This window comes from Curtobacterium sp. WHRI 8282 (genome assembly GCF_040223925.2).
GTDB lineage: Bacteria > Actinomycetota > Actinomycetes > Actinomycetales > Microbacteriaceae > Curtobacterium > Curtobacterium flaccumfaciens.
In genome coordinates, this window is the sequence record NZ_JBEHCD020000003.1 from 523706 (window position 1) to 540655 (window position 16950).

Sequence of the window (16950 nt, forward strand, 5' to 3'; positions counted from 1 at the left end):
GCAGGGCCGTGTCGGTGCCCGGTGGTTGCATGTGCGCATGACCGCGAACGACCGCCTCCGCTCCGTCGTCCCGCCCTACCTGCTCCGCGCCGTCGCCGATGCCGATGCGTTCCCGCGGGCAGCCTCGGCGGCACGCACCGCACTGGCCTCGCTCGACGCCGTGCAGGCGCCGAAGCACGAGCACCTGGTCGCGCCGCGCGGCGTCAGCGGCGCCGTCGACCGCTCCCCGCAGCGGACGATCACCGACGCGCACGGCACCACGACGCTGCCCGGCACCATCGTCCGGCGCGAGGGCGACGCCGACTCCGGTGACGCCGCGGTCGACGAGGCGTACGCGGGCCTCGGCGCCACGCACGCCTTCTGGCTCGAGGTGTTCGACCGGGTGTCGATCGACGGCGCGGGGCTCCCCCTCGACGCGACCGTGCACTACGGCCAGGACTACGACAACGCCTACTGGGACGGCAACCGGATGGTGTTCGGCGACGGCGACGACGAGGTGTTCCGCCGCTTCACCGTCGCGCTCGACGTCATCGGCCACGAGCTCGCGCACGGCGTCACGCAGTACACCGCCGACCTGACCTACCAGGGCCAGTCGGGCGCCCTCAACGAGTCGATCAGCGACGTCTTCGGCTCCCTGGTCGCCCAGTACGCGGCGGGGCAGACGGCGGAGCAGGCGAGTTGGCTCATCGGCGAGGGGCTGTTCACCGACGCCGTGCAGGGCGACGCGCTCCGGTCGATGCGAGCACCCGGCACCGCGTACGACGACCCGGTGCTCGGGAAGGACCCGCAACCGGCGACCATGGCCGGGTTCGTCGACACCACGGACGACGCCGGCGGGGTCCACACGAACTCCGGCATCCCGAACCACGCGTTCTTCCTGGCGGCCACGGCGATCGGCGGCCCCGCGTGGCTGGGCGCCGGTGCCGTCTGGTGGGACGCCCTGACGTCGCCCGAGGTGACCGCCTCGATCGACTTCGCGGGCTTCGCCACCGTCACCGTCGACGTCGCCGGGCGGCGGTTCGGGGACGGCTCCGCCGAGCAGACCGCGGTGCGTCAGGCCTGGCAGCGCGTGGGCGTGCTCGACTGACCGCGCCACCCGGGCGTAGCGTCGAGGGCATGCGCATCGAGGTCCGCCGCACCGGGGGCTTCGCCGGCACCACACGGCGCTGGCGGGTCGACACCGACACGAGCAGCGACCCCACGGCGTGGTCCGAGGTCGTCGATGCGCTGCAGCGCACCCCGGCGCCGACGGCAGCGCCCGTCCCCGACGACTTCAGCTGGACGATCACCGTCGAGCGCACCACCGTGACGATCCCGGGTCGCCGCCTCGACGGTCCGTGGGCCGACCTGGTCGCGCGTGTGCGCTCCGAGGGCGACCCGACCTGAGCCGGGAGGCCCGTGGCGGGCCCGCACCGGGCCTCCCGTCCGCCCCGCGGTGACGCCACCGCCCACCGATCGTGCGCAGGAACGGTCGCGTGGGACCGACGGAGCCGACCGTTCCTGCTCACGAAGCGCGCGGGGACGCGCGCACCACCGTCAGTCGACGTCGATGACCGTCAGGCGACGGGTCGGACGCGTCATCGCGACGTACACCGCGGCGGCGGCACGGGCGGCGTCGGCGCCCACGCCGTCCGGGTCGACGAGCAGCACGCCGTCGAACTCCAGGCCCTTGGCGTCCGCACCCGTCAGCACCGTGAGCGAGCCGGCGTTCGGCGAGGCGAGTCCCCGGACGTCCGCCTCGGTGCGGGCGAGCCGCTGCCGGATCGTGTCGACCTGGGACTCGGGGACGATGACGCCGATGGTGCCGGAGCCGATCCGGGCACGCTCGGCGTCGGCGACCGCCACGACGGTGTCGAGCAGGTCGGCCCGGGCGACGCGGACACGCTCGACCGGGTCGCCGTCGCGCACGGCCTCGTTGCGCGTGACGGTGAGGCCGGCGCTGTCCGCGAAGGCCCCGGCGGCCTCGACGATGGAGCGCGGGGTGCGGTAGTTCACCGTGAGCTGCTCGATGCGGTGGTCGAGCGGCACCTGCGGCGCACGGCCGCGTCGGCGACGCGCGAGCGCCCCGATGACGTCGTCCCAGGTGCGTGCGGCACCCGGCGAGGAACCCTGCGCCATGTCGCCGACGATCGTGAACGAGCGCAGCGGGTTGCGGCGGGCGAGCACGCGCCACTGCATCGGCGAGAGCTCCTGCGCCTCGTCGACGACGATGTGCCCGTAGGTCCACTCGCGGTCGTCGGCGGCGCGCTCGGCGGTGGAGCGGGGGTCGCCGCCCTCGGCGAACGAGCCGGCGACCTGCTCGGCGCTGACGATGCCCTCGACGCCCATGTTCTCGATGGCCTGGCGGGCGTTCTCGATGTCGCGGTTCCGGCTGGCCTTCGCCGCGCGCTTGGCGGCGCCGCCGGTCGGGTCGAACGGGCCGAGCAGTTCGGCGGCCTCGTCGAGCAGGGGGACGTCCTCGACGGTCCAGGCTGCGCCTCGGGCGCGCTGCAGCAGGGCTCGGCGCTCCGGGGTCCAGTCCGGGGTGAGCGAGGCGAGCCAGTTCGGCCGGGCGTAGAGGTCCTCGAGGAACTTCTCCGGCGGCAGCGGCAGCCACGCGGTGTTGAGCAGCACGCGGGCGTCGTACGAACTCCGGATGTCCTCGCGCAGGACCTTCTCGTCGGCCTCGTCCACCGTGGTGCCGCGCTCCCGCAGCTGCTCGGCGAGCAGGCGGGTCATCGCGTCGAGGGCGGTCTTGTTGAACGTGACACGGGCGGCGTTGTGCGGCTTGCCGCGGTCCTGCGCACGCTTCATGGCGTCGGCGACGAGCTGCGGCGGGACGACGAGCCGCTCGCCCTCGACGTCGAGCGTGACCGACTCGGTCGGCACGACCTGGCGCGAGCGCACGGCCCGCCGAAGGAGTGACGCCATCTGCGCTGCGCCCTTCACGGCGGCGACGTCGCGGGAGTCGTGCGTCGTCGCGTGCACGCCCGGGTAGAGCGACCCGAGCGACGCCATCACGACACCGGTCTCGCCGAGCGACGGGAGCACCTGCTCGATGTACGTCAGGAACGCCGGGGACGGACCGACCATGAGCACGCCGGAGCCCCGCAGCCGCTCGCGGTACGAGTAGAGCAGGTAGGCGGCCCGGTGCAGCGCCACGGCGGTCTTGCCGGTGCCGGGGCCGCCCTGCACGATGAGCACGCCCTCGAGCGGGGAGCGGATGATGCGGTCCTGCTCGCCCTGGATCGTCGCGACGATGTCGGTCATCCGGCCGGTGCGCTCGGCGGTCACCGCGGCGAGCAGCGCCCCCTCGCCCTGCAGGTGGGTGCGCTCGTCGTCGTAGAGCGAGGCGTCGAACACCTCGTCCTCGACGCCGACCACGCGACGACCCTGCAGGGACAGGTGCCGACGGGACCGCATGCCCATCGGGTGCGCTGCGGTGGCCTGGTAGAAGGCGCTCGCACCGGGGACGCGCCAGTCGAGCAGCAGCGGCCGGTGCTCGGCGTCGCGCAGCCCCACACGGCCGATGTACCGGAAGGTGTCGTCGGGGTTGTCGGGCTCGGCGACCTCGAGCCGGCCGAAGACCAGACGGTCCCCCACCCGCTCGAGCGTCGCGACGGTGTCCTCGTAGAGCCGGGCGTACGCATCGCGCTCGCTGCGGCTCTGGTGGTTCCCGCCGACCGCCTGTCGGCGGGTCTCGGCGAGGCGCTGCTCGGCCTCGGCGGTCAGCTCGTCGAGACGACGGAAGAGGCCGTCGACGTAGCCGCGTTCACGGTCGATCTCGGTCGGTTCGGACACACGCAACCCTTCGGGAAGAGGGGGAACCAGTGTACTGCCCACCGGGAGCCCCGCTGTCCCCGAAGGGTCGCGTCGGAGTCACATCTCTTCGTGCGTGTCCGGGTCGCCGTCCCACAGACGACCGCGCTCGAGCGCGGAGATCGCCTGCACCTCGTCGTCGGTCAGCTCGAAGCCGAAGACGTCGAGGTTCTCCTTCTGGCGGGCGGCGTCGCCCGACTTCGGCACCGGCACGGCACCGAGCTGGACGTGCCATCGCAGCACGACCTGGCCGGGGGCCACACCGTGCGCCGCGGCGGCGTCCACGATCGGCTGCTCGGTGAGCAGTTCCGACCGCTTCGCGAGCGGGCTCCAGCTCTCGGTCACGATGCCGAGCTCCTGGTGCACCTTCCGCAGTTCCGCCTGGGGGAAGTACGGGTGCAGCTCCACCTGGTTGACGGCCGGGGCGACCCCGGTGGCGTCGACGATGCGGCGGAGGTGCTCGGGCGTGAAGTTCGAGACGCCGATCGAGCGGACCTTGCCGCTGTCGCGGAGGTCGACGAACGCCTTCCAGGTGTCGACGAACTTGTCCACCGACGGGTTCGGCCAGTGGATCAGGTACAGGTCGACGTGGTCGAGCCCCAGGTTGCCGAGGGTCTCGTCGATCGAGCGGTGCGCCTCGTCGTAGCCGTGGTGCCGACCGGGCAGCTTCGACGTGACCACGAGGTCCTCGCGCGCCACCTCGGACTCGCGGACGGCCTTGCCGACGGCGTCCTCGTTGCCGTAGTTCAGCGCCGTGTCGAGCAGCCGGTAGCCGCTCGCGATCGCGGTGCCGACCGCCGCAGCGCCCTCGTCGCCGTTCAGGCCGTAGGTGCCGAGGCCGAGCTCCGGGAACCGGTGGCCGTCGTTCAGCTCGATCGTCGGGGCACCGACCTGCATCAGCGGACCCCGAGCAGGTCGATCACGAAGATGAGGGTCTTGCCGGACAGGAAGTGGCCGCCACCGGCGGGGCCGTAGGCGAGCTCCGGCGGGACGACGAGCTTGCGGCGACCGCCGACCTTCATGCCGGGGATGCCCTCCTGCCAGCCGCGCACCAGGGCCGCGAGCGGGAAGTCGATGGGCTCGCCGCGGTTCCAGGAGCTGTCGAACTCCTCGCCGGTCTCGTACTCGACCCCGGCGTAGTGGACCTTGACGGTGGAGCCGGCGGACGCTTCCTCGCCGGAGCCCTCGACGATGTCGGTGATGACGAGCTCGGTGGGGGCGGGGCCCTCGGGGGCGTCGAACTCGGGCTTGCTGTTCAGGTCAGTCATGCCGATCAGTCAACCAGAGCGCGCACCGGGCACGCGCAACGAGCGTCCAGCCCGCAGAATGGTTCCACCGTGACACCATCGACTCCCGCACCGCCGCGCCGCCGCCTGCTCGCCGACCTCACCCCGCTCCGTCGCTCCCCCGCCTTCGCCCGGCTCTGGGCCGGCACCGCGATCGCCGGCATCGGCACCCAGATGACCACCGTCGCCGTCGGGCTCGAGGTCTACGAGATCACCCGATCGACCTTCGCCGTGGCCCTGGTGGGTGTCATCGCGCTCGTGCCGATGATCGTCGCCGGCCTGTACGGCGGCATGCTCGCGGACGCCTTCGACCGACGGCTCGTCGCGCTCGTGTCGTCGATCATCGCGTGGGTCGCCGTCGCCCTGATCGCCACGCACGCCTGGCTCGACCTGCACAGCGTCGCACTGCTTTACCTGCTCGCGACGGTCAACGCCGTGGCCGCCACCGTCAGCAACGCCTCCCGCTCGGCCATCGTCCCGCGGCTCGTCGGTACCGACCTGCTGCCGGCGGCGAGCGCCCTGGGCGGGATCGCGTCCGGGTTCCAGGTCACCGTGGGTCCGGCGATCGCCGGCGTGCTCATCGCGAGCGTCGGGTTCGCGCCGACCTACACGATCGACGTCGTGCTGTTCACGTTCGCGTTCCTCGGGGTGTTCACGCTGCCCCGGATGGCCGCCGACCACGACGCACTGCGGCCCGGGCTCGGTTCGCTCATCGAGGGCGCGAAGTTCCTGCGGCGGTCGCGCAACATCACGATGACGTTCGTGCTCGACATCATCGCGATGACCTTCGGGCAGCCGCGTGTGCTGTTCCCCGCGATCGGCGCGCTCGTCATCGGCGGTGGGTCGATCACCGTCGGTACCCTGACCGCCGCGTACGCGATCGGGGCGCTGCTGTCGAGCGTGTTCTCCGGGCCGCTCGGGCACGTCCGACGCCAGGGTGAGGCCGTCGGCTGGGCCATCACGGCGTACGGCGGGGCGATCGCGGCGTTCGGTGTGGTCATCGCGCTGGCGCACGTGCTCGGCGGCCGCTCGGGCGAGGCGTTCGGCGTCGAGATCCTGCCCGCCCTCGGGCTCGCGGCGCTGTTCCTGGCGATGGCCGGCGGCGCGGACAACGTCAGCTCGGTGTTCCGGAACACGATCCTGCAGGCGGCGTCGCCGGACGGCATGCGCGGTCGGCTGCAGGGCATCTTCATCGTCGTCGTCACAGGGGGCCCGCGGCTCGGCGACCTGTACGCCGGCCTGGTCGTCGCGGCCGGCATCGCGTACCCGCCGGTCATCGGCGGCGTGCTCATCATCGGCCTCGTCGCGCTGCTCCTCCGGATGGTCCCGTCGTTCCGCCGCTACGACGCCCTGCACCCGCACGCCAACTGACGGCGGGCGGTCGCGGTCGGGGCTGCAGAACACCGGTGTTCGCGCGTGGAACACCCGCGTTCCGCGGTGCGGAGCGTGAACACCGGTGCCTTGCCGGCGCACCAGCGCGACCAACAGGCAGTCGGGAGGCCCGTGGCGGCGCCGCCACGGGCCTCCAGGACCGCACGTGTCGGGTACCGTACGACACATGCCGGACAGCGCATCGCGCGACCTCCAGCGGACCGGAGTCCGCGCCGTCGTCCGGCGCACCTACCACTCGGTCATCCGGCACCGAGTCGTCGACGCGGCCGCGTCGCTGACGTTCTTCGCGCTGCTGACGGTGTTCCCGACCGCGCTGGCGGTCGTGTCGGCGCTGTCCATCGTCGACCGCAAGGGCGACAGCCTGACCGACATCGTCGAGGTCCTCGGGTTCATCGTCCGGCCGGAGACCGCCGAGCACCTCGAGGGGCCGCTCCGGCAGCTGCTGACCCTGGACAACCCGTGGCTCGGGTTCACGATCGGCGTCGTGCTGACGCTCTGGTCACTGTCCGGCTACGCGACGGCGTTCGGGCGGGCGATGAACACCGCTTACGAGGTCGAGGAGGGCCGGCGGATCTGGAAGTTCCGCAGCATGATGCTCCTCGTCACGCTGCTCGTCATGGTCGGCGGTGCCGTCGCCATCGTCATCCTGCTCGGCACACCGACGATCTCCGAGGCCGTCATCCGACAGCTCGGGTGGGCGCCCTGGGTCGACGACGTGTGGAACGTGGTCAAGTGGCCGGTGCTCGCGGCCGACCTCGTCGTGATGGTGGCGGTGCTCTACTACGCGACGCCGAACGTGAAGACCCCGCAGCTGCGGTGGGTGTCGGCCGGTGCCGCGTTCGCGATCGTGACCTGGGCCATCGCCACGGTGGGGTTCGCGCTCTACGTGGAGACCCTGGGCGGCGGCAACCGCGCCTACGGGTGGCTCGGTGGCGCGATCCTGCTGCTCGTGTACCTGTACATCTCGAACTTCGTGCTCGTGGTCGGCGGGGAGCTCGACTCCGAGGTGATCCGCATGCGGCAGCTGCTCGCCGGCATCGAGGCGGACGAGTCGATCCGGCTGCCGCTGCGGGACGTCACGCGGAACTTCACGCTCGCGCGCTGGCGGGACCAGGACATCGCGGCTGCGCAGCACGTGCGGGCCGAGGCAGCGCGGGTGGCCGAGGAAGAGGACGCCGAGCTGACCCCGGGCGAGGAGCACCTGCGGGCGATGGCGCAGCAGGTGCGGGTGGGCGAGCGGCCGCTGCCCTGACGGGTGTGTGTGGGCGCGCGTGCGTGGGCGCGCGTGCTTGTCGGCGCGGACGCCCCGCGTCAGCGCTTGCGCGCCTCGGCGTCCAGCATCTCCTCGGTGATGATCGGGATCGCACCCGTCGCCAGCTCGATGCCCGACAGCCGTGCCGGGCTGAGCACCCGCATGACCTGGTCCTCCTCCATCAGCCCCGCGGCCACCACGAGCGTCGAGATCGGCGTCGAGGTGGTCAGCGCCGTGTGCGCGATCGACGCAGCCGCCGCGTACCCGATGTACGGCGTGAGCGCGGTGACGACGCCGACGTTCGTGTCGACCTGGGCCGCGAGCTTCGCCTCGTTCGCCTCGATGCCGACGACGCAGTGCTCGCGCAGGGTCGCGCAGCCGCGGGACATCCACTGCAGCGACTGCAGGATCGAGTGGGCGATGATCGGCTCGAAGGCGTTGAGCTGCAGCTGCCCGCTCTCCGCCGCCATCGTCACGGTGGTGTCGGCCCCGGCGACCGCGTAGGCGATCTGGTTCACGACCTCGGGGATCACCGGGTTGACCTTGCCCGGCATGATCGACGAGCCGGCCTGGCGAGCGGGCAACGTGATCTCGCCGAGGCCCGCCTGCGGACCGGACGACAGCAGCCGCAGGTCGTTGCAGATCTTCGAGAGCTTCGCGGCGCTGCGCTTCACCGTGCCGGACAGGGTCATGAACGCACCGGCGTCACTCGTCGCCTCGATGAGGTCGGGGGCGGTGACGACGTCGATGCCGCTCGCCTCCTGCAGCTGTCGACGGACTTCGTCGCGGTAGAGCGGGTCCGCGGTGATCCCGGTGCCGATCGCCGTGGCGCCGAGGTTCATCTCGGCGAGCAGCGGCATCACCTTGCGGAGCAGGTCCGCGTCCTCCTGGATCGTGTGCGAGAACCCGGTGAACTCCTGCCCGAGGGTCATCGGCACGGCGTCCTGCAGCTGCGTCCGGCCCACCTTCAGCACGTCGGCGAAGGCGCGGCCCCGTTCGGCGAACGCCGCCGACAGTTCTTCGAGCTGCACGATCAGACGACGGACCCCGAAGATCATCGCGATCTTGATGCTCGTCGGGTACGTGTCGTTCGTCGACTGGCTGCGGTTCACGTGGTCGATCGGGTGCAGGTACGCGTAGTCGCCCCGCTCCCGCCCGAGGAGTTCGAGGGCCCGGTTCGCGAGCACCTCGTTCGTGTTCATGTTCGTGCTCGTCCCGGCGCCGCCCTGCACGACGTCGACGACGAACTGCTCGCGGAGCGCCCCGTCGCGGACCTCCTGCGCCGCGCGGTCGATCGCATCGGCGCGCTCCTCGTCGAGGACACCGATCGCCCGGTTCGCCCGCGCCGCCGCCTGCTTCACCGTGACGAGCGCCTCAATGAGGTCCGGGTACACGGCGATCGGGACGGAGGTGATCGGGAAGTTCTCGAGTGCCCGCAACGTGTTGACGCCCCAGTACGCGTCGTTCGGGACCTCTCGTGATCCCAGCGAGTCGCTCTCGGTCCGCGTCGTCGTCGTCACAGGTGCCTCCTCGTTGCCGGTCACACGTCGAGGCTAGTCCCGTCCGTCCGGCCGGTCCGGGAACGCGCCGGGGCTGGTGGGACCGGCGCGTTCCTGCGCGAGCGGGCGAAATGGCGTAGTCGCCTCGGCAACGCACGCCGGCATTTCGCCCGCTCGCCACGCGACGGCCCGGAGGCGCGGTGCCAGGCCGCCACGGGCCTCCCGTCCGACCCGCGGGCACGCCCGGACGCCCTCGCTCGCACTTCGTGAGCAGAAGATGTCGGGTCCCAGACGGCGACCCGACACCTTCTGCTCACCAAGAACGCGCCGCCCGCGCGAGCGGGCGAAATGCCGCGGTCGCCTCGGCAACGCACGCCGGCATTTCGCCCGCTCGCCCACGACGGCCCGGAGGCGCGGTGCCAGGCCGCCACGGGCCTCCCGTCCGACCCGCGGGCACGCCCGGACGCGAGCGGGCGAGATGGCGGGGTTCCTGCGCGCGAAGACGCGGGCATTTCGTCCGCTCGCGCAGCGCACGCAGCGCACGCGCGACGAGGGAGCAGAAGACGCCGGGTCGCGAAGGGCGACCCGGCGTCTTCTGCTCACCCGGTGAGCGGGCCCGTCAGTGGAACTGCGGGACGATGAGGTAGATGCCGTAGAGCACGACGGCGCCGCACACGACGAAGCACGCGATGGCCGCGGCACGGAGCGCACGTGCCGCTGCCGAGGCTCCGGCCGGGTTCGGGAAGCCGGCGGTGGCCGGGCCGATCGTGCCGTCGTCCTTCACGGTGAACTTGCCTTCGCGGGTGTCGGCGGCGCTCCAGAGACGGAGGCCGACCGAGTACACGGCGACGACGAAGCACGACGAGACCACGGCGACGAGCGCCACGGTGAGGAATGCAAACCAGTCGATGCCCATCAGCGACGGCCTCCCTTGCGGGCCGCCATGCGACGGAGCGTGCGCTCGCGGCTCAGTTCGGCGCGACGCTGGGCGACCGCGTCGGCACGCTTCTTGCGCTGCATGTCACGGAGCTCCTTGCGGGTCAGGACCGCGTTCGCGGCGACGTCGACCTCGATCGCGGAGGCCTGCTCGTGCGGCTTGCGGAGCGACCACAGGTACAGGCCGAGGATGACGACGGCACCGATCACGGCGTCGAGTACCAGCCCGATGACACCGAGGCGGGCGATGCCCGAGGCGACCGCACCGACCGCGGCAGCCGCGGGCAGGGTGATGAACCAGGCGATGACGATCTTGCCGGCGGTCGACCACTGGATCTTCGAGCCACGACGGCCGAGACCGGCACCGATGATGGAGCCCGAGGACACCTGCGTGGTCGACAGCGCGAAGCCGAGGTGGCTGGAGGCGAGGATCGTCGCGGCGGTCGAGGCCTCGGCGGCGAAGCCCTGCGTCGCACGGATCTCGGTGATGCCCGAGCCGAGGGTGCGGATGATGCGCCAACCGCCGGTGTAGGTACCGAGGGCGATCGCGAGGGCACAGGCGACGACGACCCAGAACTGCACGCCCTGGTTCGACGACTGCGCGCCCGAGGCGATGAGGGTCAGCGTGATGACGCCCATCGTCTTCTGCGCGTCGTTGGTGCCGTGTGCCAGTGACACCATCGAGCTGGTGAAGACCTGCCCGATGCGGAACCCGCCGCGCTCGTTCGGGAACACCGGACGCTTCGTGATCCGGTACGCGATGCGCGTCGACAGGAACGACACGAGCGCGGCGATCACGGGCGAGGCGAACGCCGGGATGATCACCACCGTCAGCAGCGCGACGTAGTTGACCGACTGGAACCCGGCACCGACGATCGCGGCACCGATGAGCCCGCCGAACAGTGCGTGCGACGACGACGACGGCAGCCCGCGGAGCCACGTGATCATGTTCCAGACGACTGCCCCGATCAGGCCCGCGAAGATCATCTCCGGGCTGATGGCGACGCCACCGGGCCCCTCGTTGATCAACCCGTGCGAGATCGACGTCGCCACGGCGGTGCTGAGGAACGCACCGACCAGGTTGAGCACCGCAGCGACGGTGACCGCCACCTTGGGCTTCATGGCGCCGGTCGCGATCGGGGTCGCCATCGCGTTGGCGGTGTCGTGAAAACCGTTTGTGAAGTCGAAGAAGAGGGCCAACGCGATGACCAGGACGACTATGAGTGTGATGTCCACCGCGGGCAAGTGTCCCAGGCGTCGGCCCTTCGAGCAAACCTGATCGGCAACCTGTTGTTCACCGCAGCTTCACACTCGTTCAGCTTCGGAACCATGCCGATGGGAGAATGCGTCCATGGACACCGCTGAGCTCCTCATCCTGCTGATCGGATCGCTCGCGGTGACGGGGTTCGCCCGGGCCAAGGGGCTCCCCGCTCCGTTGCTCGTCACGGCGGTCGCCCTGGCCGCCTCGTTCCTGCCCGGGCTGCCGCCGATGGAGATCGACTCCGAGGTCATCCTCACGGTGATCCTGCCGCCGCTGCTCTACTCGGCGGCCCTCGACGTGTCGTGGCAGAGCTTCCGCGGCTCGATCAAGCAGATCCGACGGCTCGGCATCTTCCTGGTGATCGTCACCGCCCTGGTCGTCGGCGGGGTGGCGTACCTGCTCATCCCGGACATGACGCTGCCGGCGGCGATCCTGCTCGGCGCGATCGTCGCCCCACCGGACGCGGTGTCCGCCGCCGCGATCGGCCGGAAGCTCGGACTCCCCCGCCGCGTCATGACCGTGCTGTCCGGCGAGAGCCTGATCAACGACGCGGCCTCGCTGACCCTGGTGCGGGTGTTCACGCTCATCATCGCGGGCACGTCACTGACCGTCTGGCAGGACCTCGGCATCTTCGGCCTGGCGATCGGCGTCGGTCTGGTCGTCGGCATCGTGCTCGGCGTCGTCGTGCACTGGATCCGGATGCGCATCAACGACCCCGTGGTCGAGACGATCATGAGCATCCTGCTGCCGTTCGTCGCCTACATCCTCGCCGAGGACCTGTCCGGCTCCGGGGTCATCGCGGTCGTCACGGCCGGCCTGTACATCGGCTACAACTCGCCGAAGGAGGGCTACGCCACCCGCCTGCAGGAGCGCCCGCTCTGGACGAGCATCGACGTCATCCTCGAGGGCTTCGTGTTCGCGCTCATCGGCCTGCAGCTCAACACCGTCGTGCAGGACCTGGTCGAGAGCGAACGGAGTCTCGGGCAGACCCTCACCGCCGCGGCCGTCGTGCTCGTCGTCGTGATCCTGGTGCGGCCGCTCTTCGTGTTCGAGTCCTACGCGCGCAACCGCTTCAACGGGAAGTGGCTCCGGCCGCTGCGGATCAAGCTGTCCCGCGGGCATCCCTCGCTTCGCTGGATGCGCGGTTCCGCGGAGCCGAAGCTCAACTGGCGAGAGCTGACCGTCATCTCGTGGACAGGTATGCGCGGTGTGGTGACCCTGGCGGCTGCGGTCTCCGTCGTCGCGAGCCCGACGCAGATCCCGGCGCAGGACACGATCTTCATCATCGCCTTCTTCGTGACCGTCGGCACCCTGCTGCTGCAGGGACTCACCCTGCCGTTCGTCATCCGCGCGCTCAAGGTGCAGGACCCCGCCGAGGGCGAGGAGGACGTGCGCAGCGAGATGCGACTCAACCAGCGCACCACCGAGGCCGCGATCGAGCTGCTCGAGAAGCGGCGCCCGGCGTGGGCGAAGCAGTACGGCTCGGAGGCCGTCGACTCGGTGGTCAACCGGCTGAAGGCGCGACTCGAGCGTCAGGCCGAGACGTTCCGTCAGGACGCCGAGGAAGAAGAGGACGAGGGGCGGAACGTCGCACTGCGCCTGCGTGGCTCGCAGATCCAGGACATCCGGCGCGAGCTCCTCGACCGCCGCCGCGAGATCGTGCTCGAGGAGCGGGAGAAGGGGAACCTCGACGAGGAGGTCATGCGCCGTGTGCTCGTGACCCTCGACGCCGAGGAGCTCGCGATGGACTCGGCGCAGGCGTCGCGCAGTCGCTCCTGAGCACCCCGGGCGTATCCTGGCGCTCCGATCGAGAGCAGGAGCAGAGCGCCGAGTGAGCACGCCGCGGAACGACGTCCCCAGGAACGACGACGGACCGGAGCGCCCCGGCGGTTCCCGTCCCACACCGCCGAAGCCGCGCGGGACCCGGCCTTCCGCACGTGGGACCAAGCCGCGTCGTGGTGGCAAGGTCGCCGGGCACGCGCGTTCGGGACCCCGGCGACAGGCTCCGGTACCCGCACCCCAGCAGCACGGCGCCTACCGCCGGTGGTACTCGACCCTGCACCCGTCGCTGCAGCTGATCGGCCTGCAGCTCTGGATGCCGCTGTTCTTCATCGTCGGGTTCTGCCTGTGCTACGTCTTCGCGTTCCACGCCCCGCACCCGCACGACGTCCCGATCGCCCTGATCGGCAGCGACCCGGCGTTCGTGCAGGCGGTGCAGCAGGCGTTGCCCGGCGAGTTCGTGTTCCACACGTACGACTCGCTCGCGCAGGCGAAGCGCGACGTGGTGGGTGGCTCGATGGCGGTCGCGTACGACCCCGCTGCGAACGAGTTCTTCAAGGCGAGCGCGCACCAGTTCCAGGTCGCGAGCCTCGTACCGGCCACCCTCACCGCGGTGCTGACCGGCCTGGGCGTGGCGACCCCGAAGGTCACCGAGCTCGCACCGCTGCCGGCGTGGGACGAGTACGGCACCGTCGCGATGTACGTCATGCTCGCGTGGTGCATCGGCGGCTACATGGTCGCGATGTTCATCGGCATCATGGGCGGCCCGCTCCGGCACCGCACCCGGATGACGGTCATCGTCGTCGGCGGCCTCGTCATCTCGCTCATCACGAACACGCTCGCCGGACCCGTGCTCGGCGCCATCCACGGGCACTGGATCCAGCTCGTGCTCATCGCCTGGGGCTGGATCGTGGCGATCGGCCTGGCGGTGAACGGCCTGAGCTACTTCGTCGGCCGGTTCATCGCCGCACCCGCGATGATCTGCTTCGTCTTCCTGTCCATGCCGTCGTCCGGCGGCGCCTACCCGAAGTGGTTCATGCCCGAGCCCTTCGCCTGGCTGAACAACGTCGTCGTCGGCTCGAGCATGGTCGACATGATCAAGCACCAGGTCTACGGCGTCGGCCCCGGCCCGGCTCGCGGCCTGATCACGATGGCCTGCTACGCCACGGCCGGCCTGGTGCTGATGTACTTCGGCAAGAAGTGGTGGGAGCGCCGACGGATCCGGGCGATCGTCACCGGCCGGACCACGATGTTCCAGGACGCCAACACCGCCAACCGCGAGTTCCTCGGCACCCAGCGCGACGCCGAGCTCGAGCGCCACGGCCTGACCTCCACCGAGACCGGCACCCTGAGCGTGCTGCGGGACGACGACTGGGAGGACGACCGCACCGGCGGTGACGTCTTCACCGGCGGTCGCGACGGCCTCGAGCCGGACGCGACGCCGACCGGACGCATCGCCGTGCAGCGCCCGGCGAACCGGAAGGAACCGCGACCGGCGGCGGCGCAGCACGGCAAGCACGCCGACCGCTGACGCGTATCCTGATCGGATGAACCCGCGCATCACCTGGCACCGCGTCCTCATCACCGTCGTCGTCGTGTTCCTCGTGCTGACGGTCGGCTTCTACGCCGCGAGCGTCCTGCTCGCGCCCGCCGACGGCCGCGGTACCGCCGGACTGTTCGTCGGGTGGGCGATGTTCTCGATGATCGGCGCGATCGTCGTCGGCATCATCGACTTCTTCGTGCGGCCCCTGGGCGGCCGGAGCGGCGACGCCGACGTCATGGCCGCCGCCGAGGAAGCGCGCACCGGAAGCACCCGCACCCAGCAGCCGCGCTAGCCGCTAGTCGCCCACGCCGACGCCCGTCCCGGTGAACCCGGCGACCGTCGCGTCGTCCTCGGCGAACGTGAACCGCGCGCGGACGCTGCCCCCGGCGAGCACCCCCGGCAGCCAGTAGCGGGCGTCGTCCCACATCGCGTCGTAGGGCACGGTGTCGACGGGGATCCACCGCGGCTCCAGTTCATCCGAGCCCGACGGGTCGCCCTGCCAGCGGCGGCAGACGAAGACGTCCGAGACCTGGGACCAGGACGGCCGGTACGGGAACCGGTAGTCCAACGTGCCACGGGCCTCCAGGTCGACCGTATCGAGCCGCAGGCCGACCTCCTCACGCACCTCGCGCACGGCGGTCTCGACCGCCGACTCGCCGGGCTCGCGCTTGCCGCCGGGGCCGACCAGACGGCCCGTGCCGAGGCCACGGCGCTTCTCCCCCAGCAGCACCTCGGGGCCTGCCTCGCCGTCGCGCAGCAGGTACACGACCACCACCCGGGGATGCTGGGACTTGCTCTCGTCGCGAAGGGTCACGCGTCCAGTGTGACCGATGGAGTGTCGTACGCTTTTCCCATGGCAGGCGTGCTGCGGGGGCACCATGGCTGAGCCCCGCAGGACCGGGCGCAGCCTCGAAGTGCTGCGCGCCGAGGCCGCCGAGGAGATCTCGATGCTCGTCGAGCACCGGAGTCGTCAGGGCGAGGACCCGTGGGAGTTCATGCCGACGCTCCCCACCGTCGACGAGCAGGTCGTGCTGATCCTGCGTGCGGACGCCGTCGACCTGGACGAGGCGATCGGCAAGCGGCATGCGCAGTGGTCGAGCCACCCGGCGTCCGGGCAGGGCACCAGGCTGGGCGAGGAGTACCACCGGCTGCGCCGGATCGCGCTGCAGCACCCCGAGCTGACGCCCGCCGTGTGGAAGCTGCTGGGCGCCCTGCCCGAAGCGGGCTGACGCACGCGTCGGCGCATGCACACCCCGGCCCCGCGCACGCACGCACCCGCGTGGGGTTGGATGGACGCATGACCGAAACCGTGCTCGCCGTCCTCAACCAGCCCTCCCGCGACGCCGCGCCGCACGACCCCGCGGCCGACGCCTTCACCTGGGCGAAGCCGCTCGAGGAGCACGTGCAGGTGCAGGACCTCGGCGTCACGCGCGGCGACGGCGTGTTCGAGACGATCACGGTGATCGACGGTCGGCCCCAGGCCCTCGAGGCGCACCTCGCCCGCTTCGGCCGCTCCGCCGCGATGCTCGACCTGCCCGCCCCGGACCCGGAGGCGTGGCGCCAGGCCATCGAGGCCGTCTGCGCCCGCCTCGACCCGGTGCGCGAGGCCTTCGCCAAGACCGTCCTGACCCGCGGCGTCGAGGGCACCGACCGCCCGACCGGGTGGGTCTACGCGGCGCCGTCGGGCGACTCCACGGCCGCACGCACCGAGGGAATCTCCGTCGTCGTCCTGGACCGCGGGTACCGGCACGACGTCGAGCGCACCTCGCCGTGGCTGCTGCAGGGCGCGAAGACGCTGTCGTACGGCGTCAACATGGCCGCCCTGCGCGAGGCCGTCCGCCGCGGCGCCGACGACGCCCTGTTCGTCTCGAGCGACGGCTACGTGCTCGAGGGCACGCGCGCCAACCTGATCATGAAGGTCGGCGACCGGCTCGTCACGCCCCGCACCGACATCGGGATCCTGGCCGGCACGACGCAGGCCGACGTGTTCCGCTTCGCCGAGCAGGAGGGAATCGAGACCGCCTACGAACTCGTCACGCTCGCCGACCTGGCGGCGGCGGACGCGCTCTGGCTCGTGTCGAGCGTGCGGCAGGCTGCGCCGATCCGTTCGGTGAACGGCGACGCGCGGCCGATCGACGCCGAGCTCACGACCCGCATCAACGACTTCCTGCTGGCGCGCGAGGTCTGAGCACGCGGCGCCCCCG

Annotated in this window: 16 protein-coding genes; 9 read left to right on the forward strand and 7 right to left on the reverse strand. The window is 71.4% G+C overall.

What is annotated here, in order from left to right:
* Positions 1 to 37 precede the first annotated feature (37 nt).
* Both ABRP24_RS13390 and ABRP24_RS13395 read left to right on the forward strand, forming a co-directional pair.
* Entirely contained in the window at positions 38 to 1087 is a 1050-nt protein-coding gene (locus ABRP24_RS13390) for a M4 family metallopeptidase (protein WP_349847848.1), read from the forward strand.
* Positions 1088 to 1116: 29 nt separating this feature from the next.
* Positions 1117 to 1386 carry a protealysin inhibitor emfourin gene (locus ABRP24_RS13395; protein ID WP_071245009.1) on the forward strand — a complete coding sequence of 90 codons (270 nt, stop codon included), beginning with the start codon at positions 1117 to 1119 and terminating at the stop codon, positions 1384 to 1386.
* Positions 1387 to 1536: 150 nt separating this feature from the next.
* On the opposite strand, the gene ABRP24_RS13400 is transcribed toward ABRP24_RS13395, so the two are convergent.
* From ABRP24_RS13400 to ABRP24_RS13410, 3 genes are all read right to left on the reverse strand, one after another.
* A complete protein-coding gene (locus ABRP24_RS13400; protein WP_231495616.1) occupies positions 1537 to 3780 on the reverse strand; it encodes an ATP-binding domain-containing protein in 2244 nt (747 codons plus the stop codon).
* Positions 3781 to 3858: 78 nt separating this feature from the next.
* The gene (locus tag ABRP24_RS13405) at positions 3859 to 4695 is read right to left on the reverse strand and encodes an aldo/keto reductase (RefSeq protein ID WP_027464743.1); all 837 of its coding nucleotides are present in this window, start codon (positions 4693 to 4695) and stop codon (positions 3859 to 3861) included.
* Positions 4695 to 5066 (reverse strand): FKBP-type peptidyl-prolyl cis-trans isomerase, encoded by a 372-nt coding sequence (locus ABRP24_RS13410; RefSeq protein WP_173035534.1) that lies wholly within the window; start codon positions 5064 to 5066, stop codon positions 4695 to 4697. The genes ABRP24_RS13405 and ABRP24_RS13410 overlap by 1 nt, the downstream gene beginning before the upstream one ends.
* A gap of 69 nt (positions 5067 to 5135) precedes the next feature.
* Between ABRP24_RS13410 and ABRP24_RS13415 the strand changes: the two genes are divergently transcribed.
* Entirely contained in the window at positions 5136 to 6455 is a 1320-nt protein-coding gene (locus ABRP24_RS13415; RefSeq protein WP_027464741.1) for an MFS transporter, read from the forward strand.
* A gap of 187 nt (positions 6456 to 6642) precedes the next feature.
* Complete coding sequence (locus tag ABRP24_RS13420) at positions 6643 to 7728, forward strand: YihY/virulence factor BrkB family protein (protein ID WP_232749785.1); 1086 nt, start codon at positions 6643 to 6645, stop codon at positions 7726 to 7728.
* A 59-nt stretch (positions 7729 to 7787) separates the two neighbouring features.
* Here the strand turns inward: ABRP24_RS13420 and ABRP24_RS13425 are convergent, their stop codons facing one another.
* The 3 genes from ABRP24_RS13425 to ABRP24_RS13435 form a co-directional block, all read right to left on the reverse strand.
* Entirely contained in the window at positions 7788 to 9248 is a 1461-nt protein-coding gene (locus tag ABRP24_RS13425; protein ID WP_035807851.1) for an aspartate ammonia-lyase, read from the reverse strand.
* A gap of 598 nt (positions 9249 to 9846) precedes the next feature.
* Positions 9847 to 10143 (reverse strand): hypothetical protein, encoded by a 297-nt coding sequence (locus tag ABRP24_RS13430; RefSeq protein WP_027464739.1) that lies wholly within the window; start codon positions 10141 to 10143, stop codon positions 9847 to 9849.
* Entirely contained in the window at positions 10143 to 11399 is a 1257-nt protein-coding gene (locus tag ABRP24_RS13435; RefSeq protein ID WP_035807670.1) for an inorganic phosphate transporter, read from the reverse strand. The genes ABRP24_RS13430 and ABRP24_RS13435 overlap by 1 nt, the downstream gene beginning before the upstream one ends.
* Before the next feature lie 115 nt (positions 11400 to 11514).
* Here ABRP24_RS13435 and ABRP24_RS13440 point away from each other — a divergent pair, with 115 nt between their 5' ends.
* Genes ABRP24_RS13440 through ABRP24_RS13450 form a run of 3 tightly spaced genes read left to right on the forward strand, consistent with a single transcriptional unit; the run spans position 11515 to position 15038 of the window.
* Complete coding sequence (locus ABRP24_RS13440; protein WP_111057467.1) at positions 11515 to 13203, forward strand: sodium:proton antiporter; 1689 nt, start codon at positions 11515 to 11517, stop codon at positions 13201 to 13203.
* Positions 13204 to 13255: 52 nt separating this feature from the next.
* Positions 13256 to 14734, forward strand: a complete 1479-nt coding sequence (locus tag ABRP24_RS13445) for an ABC transporter permease (RefSeq protein WP_349847849.1) — start codon at positions 13256 to 13258, stop codon at positions 14732 to 14734.
* A gap of 16 nt (positions 14735 to 14750) precedes the next feature.
* Positions 14751 to 15038, forward strand: coding sequence for a hypothetical protein (locus ABRP24_RS13450; protein WP_027464737.1), 288 nt, complete (start codon positions 14751 to 14753; stop codon positions 15036 to 15038).
* Positions 15039 to 15041: 3 nt separating this feature from the next.
* Here ABRP24_RS13450 and ABRP24_RS13455 read toward each other — a convergent pair whose 3' ends face one another.
* Entirely contained in the window at positions 15042 to 15560 is a 519-nt protein-coding gene (locus ABRP24_RS13455; RefSeq protein ID WP_349847850.1) for an 8-oxo-dGTP diphosphatase, read from the reverse strand.
* Between the two features lie 64 nt (positions 15561 to 15624).
* Here ABRP24_RS13455 and ABRP24_RS13460 point away from each other — a divergent pair, with 64 nt between their 5' ends.
* Together ABRP24_RS13460 and ABRP24_RS13465 are read left to right on the forward strand one after the other, a co-directional pair.
* Positions 15625 to 15975 (forward strand): tryptophan synthase subunit alpha, encoded by a 351-nt coding sequence (locus ABRP24_RS13460; protein WP_027464736.1) that lies wholly within the window; start codon positions 15625 to 15627, stop codon positions 15973 to 15975.
* A gap of 68 nt (positions 15976 to 16043) precedes the next feature.
* The gene (locus tag ABRP24_RS13465; RefSeq protein ID WP_027464735.1) at positions 16044 to 16934 is read left to right on the forward strand and encodes an aminodeoxychorismate lyase; all 891 of its coding nucleotides are present in this window, start codon (positions 16044 to 16046) and stop codon (positions 16932 to 16934) included.
* The last annotated feature ends 16 nt before the right edge of the window (positions 16935 to 16950 follow it).